Annotated in this window: 8 protein-coding genes; 4 read left to right on the top strand and 4 right to left on the bottom strand. The window is 55.7% G+C overall.

The genetic code is table 11. The features are described 5' to 3' along the window. Positions 1–74: 74 nt before the first annotated feature. Positions 75–287 carry a biofilm development regulator YmgB/AriR family protein gene (locus tag RRF55_RS25330; RefSeq protein ID WP_002895280.1) on the bottom strand — a complete coding sequence of 71 codons (213 nt, stop codon included), beginning with the start codon at positions 285–287 and terminating at the stop codon, positions 75–77. Positions 288–671: 384 nt separating this feature from the next. On the opposite strand from RRF55_RS25330, the gene RRF55_RS25335 reads away from it, so the two are divergent. Together RRF55_RS25335 and RRF55_RS25340 are read left to right on the top strand one after the other, a co-directional pair. Next, positions 672–818, top strand: a complete 147-nt coding sequence (locus RRF55_RS25335) for a hypothetical protein (protein WP_014907919.1) — start codon at positions 672–674, stop codon at positions 816–818. Between the two features lie 204 nt (positions 819–1022). Beyond that, the gene (locus RRF55_RS25340; protein WP_002895283.1) at positions 1023–1529 is read left to right on the top strand and encodes a hypothetical protein; all 507 of its coding nucleotides are present in this window, start codon (positions 1023–1025) and stop codon (positions 1527–1529) included. A gap of 16 nt (positions 1530–1545) precedes the next feature. Here RRF55_RS25340 and RRF55_RS25345 read toward each other — a convergent pair whose 3' ends face one another. Genes RRF55_RS25345 through RRF55_RS25355 form a run of 3 tightly spaced genes read right to left on the bottom strand, consistent with a single transcriptional unit; the run spans position 1546 to position 6659 of the window. Continuing rightward, complete coding sequence (locus RRF55_RS25345) at positions 1546–2469, bottom strand: acyltransferase (protein ID WP_074422641.1); 924 nt, start codon at positions 2467–2469, stop codon at positions 1546–1548. Positions 2470–2507: 38 nt separating this feature from the next. Then, complete coding sequence (locus tag RRF55_RS25350) at positions 2508–5573, bottom strand: efflux RND transporter permease subunit (RefSeq protein ID WP_032414692.1); 3066 nt, start codon at positions 5571–5573, stop codon at positions 2508–2510. After that, positions 5574–6659, bottom strand: a complete 1086-nt coding sequence (locus RRF55_RS25355; RefSeq protein ID WP_004147662.1) for an efflux RND transporter periplasmic adaptor subunit — start codon at positions 6657–6659, stop codon at positions 5574–5576. 533 nt (positions 6660–7192) lie between these two features. On the opposite strand from RRF55_RS25355, the gene RRF55_RS25360 reads away from it, so the two are divergent. Beyond that, positions 7193–7624: a universal stress protein gene (locus RRF55_RS25360; protein WP_004183465.1), complete on the top strand. Its 432-nt coding sequence runs from the start codon at positions 7193–7195 to the stop codon at positions 7622–7624. Between the two features lie 51 nt (positions 7625–7675). Next, positions 7676–10363 carry a cation-transporting P-type ATPase gene (locus RRF55_RS25365; protein WP_023284866.1) on the top strand — a complete coding sequence of 896 codons (2688 nt, stop codon included), beginning with the start codon at positions 7676–7678 and terminating at the stop codon, positions 10361–10363. Positions 10364–10597: the final 234 nt, after the last annotated feature.

Raw genomic sequence — 10597 nt, forward strand, 5'->3', positions numbered from 1 at the left:
CCTCAGTTAGCCGATAGAGACCCAGGCGCGCCGGTACAGCAGGTCGAAGCCTGCTGCCAGCACAGTGGGTTTATTTAATGATGAGGTTTGCTGTACAGCATATCCAGCGCCTGCAGATAGAGATCGGAAAGTATTTCGTTACTTTCCGTTTGCAGACGATGCTGGATTTCCGTAATCATCCGCTCATTATTTACCGTTCTGTGCTGCTTAATGAGCGTATTCTCAATATTCTTCATCAGGGCCGAATTGAAGACAAACTCTGCTGGAATGGTATTTTTAATATGCATAGCTCGAACTCTCCCACGTATAAAGCAAACAGACAATAAAAGTCGCAGCGTACCGTTGATACGCGCCAAGTCACGAACAGGAAATGTATAACCAGGAACCACCGTCCGACTCGCTGCGCAATCGTCAAGCTTCCCCGCTTTGTTGCGCAACAAGCAGTTAACACTCCAAAACTATAGACGCTGATTTCACTATGTACAACTTTTTTCATTGCTATATGTACAACGTAACGGTTTATTTTTTGTTTGTGTTTTAATTCTTTGATTTATAATGATTTTATTAAGTGATAACTTGTACAGAAAAGTCGGGTTGTGCAGGATTTCGCTGTAAAACCAGCGGGAAGAAGCTGATGATGGTAGAAGAAAGCCAATTGTGAAAATTCTGTCATGGCTGGCGAAATGCATGAAATTGCGCCGACGCGCGAAGGGGTAAACAGCAACGCTGTCGTCGACAGGTGGCTTTCTTCCGCGTCGGACTCTGAGCATAGCGGAAAATATGATGAGACTTTGTCTGCTTTTTTCACAGTAAGGTAAAGGGGTAACGTCTGCCATGTCGTAAACGGCCCATTCGATTTGTTGGCGAATAAGGGCTGTGCTACGCTTTTTGGTAACGACGCGGCGGTTTGGCATCGTTATCTTTCCCCCATTTCCCTGTCGAGTCTTATACCCCTGTCACGACCGGTAAATACGGCAAAAGCTTTCTGTCCCTGGACAGGCCTTGAGGACTGAGGAGGGAAAATGCGTGGCAAAAGCGTGATGCTCCTGGCCGGGTTAGCCTCTCTCGCGCAGGCGAACGAACTTAACCTCTATTCTGTGAATACCGGTTCCTATGTTTACCATCTGACCAATAATCACGGACAATATACAGAGAATTTCGAAAATCATTTTTTCTCAGTGGAGCGGAAATTCTCTGCAGACTCCAAATACAGCCTTCTGCTTGGCACTATGAATAACAGCTTCAACGATCGCTGCCTGGCGCTGGGGGTGAGAAGAGACTGGTACCACAGCGGCAGCGGGTGGACCTTCAAAGGCGTTTACGGCTATACCGGCGAATTCTTCTTCGACGCCTTCGAGCATTGCGGCGATCATGGCTCCTATAAAGACTTTAAGGACGCCACGGGGATCGGCTTTTCACCCTATATCTACCACGCTATCCAGTATAACTTCACCGATTATTTCGCCGTTGAAAGCGGCATTATTATTCCCAGCGTGTTTGTGATCAGTATCCAGTGGAGCTTCCGCTAAATCGTCCCGTTGTCGGTTACAAGGTAATCACCTTCCTGAGCAGCGTACTGGAGAGCGCGGCAAGGGAAATGAGCACCGACAGGACAAAGGTCAGCGCTATTACCCCCAACTTGGTGGCTAGCGAATGCACAGGGATGAGCATCACCAGCAGGTGAAACACGGAATAGTGGAGGATATAAACTCCGGTCATCGCTTTACTGACCGTCGCCAGCACGGCCTCTTTCCACTCGCGGTTCTTTTTAAACTGCACGGCGTTAGCGGCGATCACCAGCAGGACGATCAGGATATAAATTTGCGATCCCGTGAGAATGAACGCATTACGATCTGCTTTAAACAGGGCGAAGAAGAAATGGCGTTCATAAAACCAGGTAAATAAATAGACAAAGGGCAGAGCGATAATCGACCCTTTAATCACCTGTGGGTTGTGTATCCACTCCGCGACCTTTGGATCGTTAAACAACTGCCCGGTTAAATAAAACAGTAGCCATGTCCACAGGCGATACTGCGGCGGCAAACTGAAAAGATGTCTGTCCGGGTAGATCACCGAGAGCAGGTCGTAACCGTAGGAGCAGCACAGCAGCGTCAGGAGCACGGCGAAAAAGAGCCCGCGCCGCTGGCTGAGCCAGGCGATCAAAGGATGAAAGGTATAGATGACAATCAGGGCGAAAATAAACCAGGGCTGGATCAGGTAGCCGCGCTGGTAAGGCTCCCAGACATAATAGACCGTCACCCAAAACAGAAAGACGATGACCACGCTTTTAATTTTACCAATTTGCCAGTTGGCATCGTGGCGCGTCTGCGCATCAAGATAACCGGCCACGACAAAAAACAGCGGCGTCGCGATGGTCGAGATAAAGGTCAGCAGCCCGAGGATCCAGTGATAGTCATAATCAAAGCGATCCCAGGTGTTATAGATGGTGAAAAAGGTCACCGCTGTCATACAGCCTAATGTCTTGATAATGCTCAGACCGGTACTGTTCATCGTTGAGGCGTCATATCCTTATGGTGAAAGCAGGCGTAAATCACCGGCAGAACCAGCAGCGTCAGCACGGTGGCAAAGGCGAGGCCGAACATGATCACCACCGCCATACTCTGGAAAAAGACATCGCGCAGCAGCGGGGCCAGACCAAGTACGGTGGTGAAGGCGGTCAGCAGGATCGGCCGCAGACGAGAGGTTGCCGCATCAATAATAGCTTGTCGTTGATCTTTCTCCTGTTTTTGTTGCTCTATCTCTTCTACCAGCACAATGCCGTTACGGATCAGCATACCGCTCAGGCTGAGCAAGCCGATTAAGGCCATAAAGCCGAAGGGGATGCCGGTAAGCAGAAAGCCGGGTGTGACCCCGATCAGCGCCAGCGGAACGGTCAGCCAGATGGCGACGGCGTTTTTCAGCGAACTGAACATCAGCACCGTTATGATAAACATCACCAGATAGCCAAGCGGCAGGGTTGTAAACAGCCCCTGCTGCGCCTCACTGGAGTTCTCGGCATCGCCGCCCCATTCGATACGGTAGCCGTGGGGCAGCGGCAGTGCGTCAATGCGCGGTTTCACCCGCGCGAGAATATCACCCGAGGTTTGGCCGCTTAGCGGGCTGGGGTCGGTCTGGACCGTCAGCACCCGGGTACGATCCCGGCGGAGGATCAACGGATCTTCCCACTCCAGGGCGAAACCATTGATGACGTTACTCAGCGGGATATATTGCTGGCGACTCTGGCTCCAGACCAGCACATTATTCAGATGGTTGGCATCCTGACGTTCTGCTTCCGGCGGCCGGACGATCACTGGCAGCAGATCGGCCCCTTCACGATATAACCCGGCGCGACTCCCGGAGAAATTCATCTCCAGCGCGTTATCAATATCCTGTTTATCCACCCCCAGCTCGCGTCCCAGCGCCGGGGAATACTGCGGGCGGATCACTTTGCTGCGGTTCTGCCAGTCATTACGCACGCTGTCGGTCGCCGGGTCCGCGGCGAGGATATCGCCTACCTGACTCGCCAGCGCGCGCAGCGTATCCGGGTCTGGGCCCTTAATGCGCACCTCAATCGCGCTATCCCCGGAGGGCCCGAACATAATGCGTTTGGTGCTGGCGTTAACCTGCGGGTAGTTTCTGGCAATCCAGTCCTCCACGTGGCGGGTGACAGGGGCGATGCCGCGTTGATCATCCATCCGCACCATAATCTGCGCGTAGTTGCTGTACTGGCGCTGCCCGCTGTAGGTGAGAATGAAACGCATACTGCCCTGGCCGATGGTGGAGACGGTGGTGACCACCCCCGGCTGACCGGCTATCGACCGCTCGATATCCCGGGTCATCTTCTCCGTGGCGTTTATATCGGTACCGTAGGGTAGCCACAGGTCGACAAAGAATATAGGCGTATTCGATGACGGAAAAAAATTCTGCCGAACAAAGGTAAAGCCCCAGATCGCTCCGGCTAACAGCGCACCCATCAGCACCAGGGTCAGGGTCTTTTGCTGCAGCAGTATTTGCAGCGCCTGCTGATAGCCACGGTAAAAGCTGCCGCGGTAAGGATCGGCCTTTTCCTCCGCGGCGGCGGCCGACGGGGCGTTTTTAAACAGCCACCACTTAATAAGCACCGGGGTGATGGTCAGAGCGGAAAACCAGCTCAGCATCAGGGAGATCAGCAGCACCTGGAACAGCGATTTGCAATACTCCCCGGTAGAGTCCTGGGAGAGGCCAATCGGCGCGAAGGCGAGGATGGCGATGATCGTCGCGCCAAGCAGCGGCAGGGCAGAGCGACGGATCACATAGTTAATCGCGCCCAGCAGCGGAGAGCCTTGCTGACGGGCGATGAGCACCCCTTCGACAATCACAATGGCATTGTCCACCAACATACTCAGGGCAATGATTAGCGCTCCGAGGGAGATCCGTTGTAGTTCGATCCCCCAGATATACATGATAAGCAGGGTGCCGAGAACGTTGAGCGCCAGCGACAGAGCAATAATAATCCCGCTGCGCACCCCCATAAATACCAGCAGCACGCCGACGACAATCGCCAGGGCCATCAGAAAATTGGTAATAAAGCCATTGACCGAGTGGGCGACCTCAGCTGCCTGATCGTAAAAAATAGCGATGTCGATGCCCGCCGGTTTGTCGGCGGCCATCTGCTGGAGGCGGGCCTCGAGAGCGTGGCCGACGTCAATAACGTTGACGCCAGGGATAAAAGAAACTCCCATGGTCACCGCCTGGCGCCCGTTGGCATGATAGATACTGGCCGGCGAGTCGGTTAGCCCGCGCGACAGCGTAGCAATATCCCGTAGTCGGGTGGTGGCGCTGGCGCCGTGAGGGCTGACCAGTAGATCTCCCAGCTCATCGATGCTCTGAAACTCACCGGTGGGGTGGAGGCGGATCGATTCGCTGCCAACGCGGATCTCCCCGGCGCTGGACACCACGTTGAGTCGGGCCAGGATTGCGGCGAGCTGGTTGAGGGTGATCCCGCGCGCCGCCATCTTCGCCAGCGAGATATCCACATTGATCTGCTGCGGAATGACGCCGCCGATAGCGACTTTACCGACCCCCGGCACCAGCACCAGCTCCCGGCGCAACTGTTCGGCATAGCGCACCAGCTCCGGGTTGGTAAAACTGTCGCCCGAGATAGCGAAGAAAAAGCCAAACACATCGCCAAAGTCATCGTTGACGAAAGGGGGGACTACGCCAGGGGGGAAAAGGCGGCTGGCGTCACCGACCCGGCGACGTAGCTCATCCCAGATTTGCGGCAGCTCGCTGGAATGGTACTGCGAAGCAATATTCACCGTAATTTGCGATAAGCCATTCGAGGAGATGGAGCTGACGTTATCCAGCGAGGGAAGCTGCTGAATCGCGTTTTCCAGCGGCAGGGTAACCTCCTCTTCCACCTGCTGAGCGGACGCGCCAGGGTAGTGGGTGACGATCACCGCCGTTTTGATGGTGAAGGCGGGATCTTCCAGGCGGCCGATATTGAGCAGGGCGAGCAGGCCACCCACCCCTAACAGCAAAATGGCTAACCAGACGCGGGTCGGGTTGTTAATAAACTGACGGGAAATATCCATTTATAATCCTCGTTCACGCGTCCAGACCCGCACCGGCTGCCCGGCATGCAGCTCGCTCACGCCCGCCGCAACCACCTGTTCACCCGCGCGGAGACCGTCGGTGATCGCCACTCCCTGCGAAGTCACCTCGCCGACGGTGACCTTACGCTCCTCAAGATATCGATGCGCGTTATCGCCTTTCACCACCCAGACTACCGGCTCGTTCTTTGGCCGGTTATCGGGGTTAAACACCGCCTCCGCTGGCACAATGAGGGTTTCCCGTCCGGCGCTGGCCGGTAAATTGCCGAGATTGACCGTCACGGTGCCGCTGACCCCGCCGACGGCGGGAAAATCATCTGGCCGCGGCATGGTTAACACGATCTGCCAGGTGAGGGTGCTATTGTCGCTGCTGCCGGTATGCTCTTTGTATTCCGCGGTAAACTCGCGGCCCGGCAGGGTATTGATCCTGACGACGGGACGGTAGGCGGTATTGCGGATATCCAGGGAGGTGAACAGATTTTCGGGAATGCTGAAGACCACATCCAGCAGGTCGGTCCGCGTCAGGGTGATCACCGGTTGGCCGGCGGCGACCACCTGATGGTTGCGGATATGCACGCCGGCGGCAATCCCGCTAAAGGGCGCGATGAGGCTCATTTGCGCCAGCTCTTCGCGAGCGATTTTTAAGGCCGCATTAGCGGCATCGCGATTGGCGCGCTGCACGTCCATCTCCGCCTGGGAAATCGCCTGGCGCCCGGCCAGAGTCTGGAAGCGGTCGAACTGACGCTGGGCGAGAGTGGCCGCCGTTTGCCGCTCATTGACCCGTTGCTGGGCCTCGCGGGCATTCAGGCGCGCCAGCGTTTGCCCCTGGGCGACGCTTGCCCCCTGACGAATATCTAGCGACTCCACCTGGCCACCCCGCTTAAACGACAGTTCGGTGGAATCGCCAGACTCAATGCGTGCCGGAAACGTTCGCTGCTGGGTATTGCCCACGGCGGTCACCTGCGCCACTTTAACCATGCGCGGGGCGGACTCGACGGTGGGTGCTTTCTGATCGCAAGCGGTTGTAAATATAATAACAACCGGGATGAGAGAAAAATAACGGTTCACAATATTCCCCTCAGATTCAGGATTTATTTTACATTTTTATTACATGGCGCCTGCTTATTCTGCGAGAGCGGCGACGACCAGATAAGTGAAGAGCCCCACCGCTGTGCAGGCGACAATGGCCAGCGCGACAAACAAACCCAGGCGTAACAGGCTATAACCCAACATAATTTCCTCCCTTTACTCCCACCCGAACCGTGAATGTCATTTAATTCGGCCCCCACTGTGACCACCGGACATTCGGAGCGGCATGCCTGCTTGTAATCAGCATAGTCGGAGAAAATATGAAGTGTTAAAAAAGAGAATGCCGCGAGCGTTGGCGGCATTAAGGGGAAAGCGCAGGAGATCCGCAGAGAATATGCGGTTTTTATAATATTTTTCAGTCTATTAATCCGCCATTTTCTAATGTTAATTTTCCTGTGCTACGTTTAATAACATCTATTCCGCTCGCCGCTTCTGTTGTTGAGATTTCGTTCCTCCCCAAGTAAGGGGCTATTCATCACTACGCATTGTATTGGTAATAAAAGGATTATCTCATGTATAAAAATATCGTTGTTCCCGTTGACGTGTTTGATGCGGGCCTGGCCGACAAAGCGCTCTCTCATGCGAAATTCCTCGCCCAACATTCTGCCGGGCAAATTCATCTTATCCATGTTATTCCGGCCTTTTCTCCTGTATTAACCCGCGGATTTATCTCTGATGCCCGAAAGATGGAAGACCATTTGCTTAATACCGCTAAGGAAAAGCTGAGCGAGCTGGTGAAGAAAAATGGGCTTGCGGAAGACGCCAGCCATCTTTATGTGCGCAGTGGCAATGTTCGCGATCAAGTGATTGCCCTGGCCGATGAGCTGAAAGCGGATGTGGTGATTGTCGGTTCGCGCAATCCGGGGATCCAGACTCATCTGCTGGGCTCGGAAGCGGCCAATATCGTGCGCTATGCCCATGTACCAGTGTTCGTTGTGCGCTGATGATGGCGGGATGTCGCCCTGACTTCCGCTTCAGAAATCGAGGGAAAGAGTATGAATACAGATAAACCGGGGGCGCCCTATTATCAGCGCTCCGTCGAGGAGACTCTCGCCAGCGTGCAGAGTTCGCCGGAAGGGATTAGCGGAACAGAGGCGGCTACGCGCCTGCAGCAGTATGGCGAAAACGCCCTGCCGCAGAAGCCGGGTAAACCCGCCTGGCTGCGTTTTATTGCGCATTTTAACGATGTGCTGATCTACGTCCTGCTGGCGGCAGCGTTGCTCAAGGCGGTGATGGGCCATTGGATCGACATGGCGGTGATCCTCGCCGTGGCTGTGGTCAATGCGCTGATCGGCTTCATTCAGGAGAGTAATGCGGAAAAATCGCTGCAGAGTATCCGCAATATGCTGTCCAGCGAGGCGGTGGCGATCCGTCAGGGCAACCATGAAACCATCCCCACCACCTCGCTGGTACCTGGCGATATCGTGGTGATCCGCGCCGGCGACCGTATCCCCGCCGATCTACGGGTGATTGAGGCGCACAACCTGCGGGTGGAAGAGGCGATCCTCACCGGCGAGTCGACGGTGGTGGAAAAAACCACCGAGCCGCTAAGCGGCGATTTACCGCTCGGCGATCGCAGCAACCTGTTGTTTTCCGGGACCACCGTTAGCTCAGGGGCGGGAAAAGGGATCGTGGTGGCCACCGGCGGCAATACCGAGCTGGGCCATATCAACCAAATGATGGCGGGCATTGAGAAACACCGCACGCCGCTGCTGGTGCAAATGGACAAGCTGGGCAAAGCCATCTTTATCCTTATTCTGGTGATGATGGCGGCGCTGTTCGTCTTTAGCCTGCTGTTCCGCGATATGCCGGTCTCCGAACTGATGCTGTCGTTGATTAGCCTCGCGGTGGCATCGGTCCCGGAAGGGTTGCCGGCGATTATCTCGATTATTCTGTCGCTCGGCGTACAGGCGATGGCCCGTCAGAAAGCGATTATCCGCAAGCTGCCGACGGTGGAAACCCTCGGCGCGATGACGGTTATCTGCTCGGATAAAACCGGGACCCTGACCATGAACGAAATGACGGTGAAGGCGGTGATCACTGCCGACAGCGTCTATCGGGTGGAAGGGGATAGCTATGAGCCGGTCGGTAAGATCCACGCCATTGACGATCCGACGCCGGTCACGATCGCGCCCGGCTCGCTGTTCGAGCGCTATCTGCGCACCATCGATCTGTGTAACGACAGCCAGCTTATCAAAGAGGAGAGCGGGCTGTGGAAAATCACCGGCGGCCCGACCGAGGGGGCGCTGAAGGTGCTGGCGGCGAAGGTCACTCTGCCGCCGCTGACCAGCGAACTGCGCAGTAAAATTCCTTTTGATTCGCAATATAAATACATGTCGACCCTCTACCGGCTGGGTGAAGAGGAGGTAGTGCTGGTCACTGGCGCGCCGGATGTCCTGTTCCGCCTGTGCCAGTATCAGCAGAGCGACAGCGGATTGCAGCCGCTGGATCTCCCGTACTGGGAAGGCAAAATTGAAGAGTACGCCCGGGAAGGGCTACGGATGGTGGCCGCAGCCTGGAAGCCGGCTGCCGCAGGCCAGACCGAACTGACCCATCAGGATCTGCAGCAAGGGGTGATTTTGCTAGGGGTCGCCGGGATGATGGATCCGCCGCGTCCGGAGGCCATCACGGCGATTGCCGACTGCCTGCAGGCCGGGATCCGCGTGAAGATGATCACCGGCGACCACCCGCAAACGGCGATGAGCATCGGCAAGATGCTGGGGATTGGCAATGCGGGAAATGCCATTACCGGACGTGAGCTGGAGGTGATGGACGACGCGCAGCTGAGCGTAGCCGCGCAGCAGTTTGATATCTTCGCCCGCACCAGCCCGGAAGATAAGTTCCGCCTGGTGCAGGCTCTGCAGAGTAAGAAAGAAATTGTCGGAATGACCGGCGATGGGGTGAACGATGCCCCGGCGTTGAAGCAGGCTGACGTCGGCGTGGCGATGGGGATCAAGGGGACCGAGGTGACCAAGGAGGCCGCCGATATGGTGCTGACCGATGATAACTTCGCCACCATCGCCAGCGCAGTCCGCGAGGGGCGCCGGGTGTATGACAACCTGAAGAAAACCATTCTCTTCGTCATGCCGACCAACCTTGCCCAGGGGTTACTGATCGTGATCGCGCTGCTGGCGGGCAACGTACTGCCGCTCACGCCGGTGTTGATCCTGTGGATGAACATGGCTACCTCCGCCACGCTGTCGTTTGGCCTGGCGTTTGAAGCCGGTGAGAAAAATATTATGCGGCGGCCGCCGCGCGATCCGAAAATTCACGTGATGGACGGCTTTGCCATCTGGCGCGTAGCGTTTGTGGGGTCAATGATTGCGGTCAGCGCCTTTATTCTCGAAGCCTGGCTGCAGCCGCGCGGCTATTCGCCGGAGTTTATCCGTACCGTGCTGTTGCAGACTCTGGTCACCGCCCAGTGGTTCTATATGCTGAACTGCCGCGTATCGGATGGATTCTCGTTAACCAAAGGTCTGCTGGCCAACAAAGGGATCTGGATCGTCAGCGGCGTACTGCTGCTGCTGCAGCTGCTGATTATCTACGCGCCTTTTATGCAGATGCTGTTCGGCACCACCGGGCTGCCGTTCCGCTACTGGGTGATCACCTTTATCATCGGCTTCGCCATGTTCCTGATCGTGGAACTGGAAAAACCGCTGACCCGCAAATGGCGTTCCGCCTGACGGCGTGAAGCGCTGAACGAAAAAGAAAAGAGGGGGCATGCCCCCTCTCTGGCTGACGACAAACCTGTTTCGTCATTGTGCTCGCATTTCTGCCGGGTGGCGACTTTCGCCTTACCCGGCCTACGAAAGACTTCAATATCAAACCGTTATGCAGTTATCTGTAGGCCCGCGCAAGCGCATGGACTGCACCCCAAAAGTTGGACACCCAACTGAGTAAGGTGCAGTTTTATGGCT

This window comes from Klebsiella sp. K47, from assembly GCF_051858335.1.
GTDB classification, from domain to species: domain Bacteria; phylum Pseudomonadota; class Gammaproteobacteria; order Enterobacterales; family Enterobacteriaceae; genus Klebsiella; species Klebsiella pneumoniae.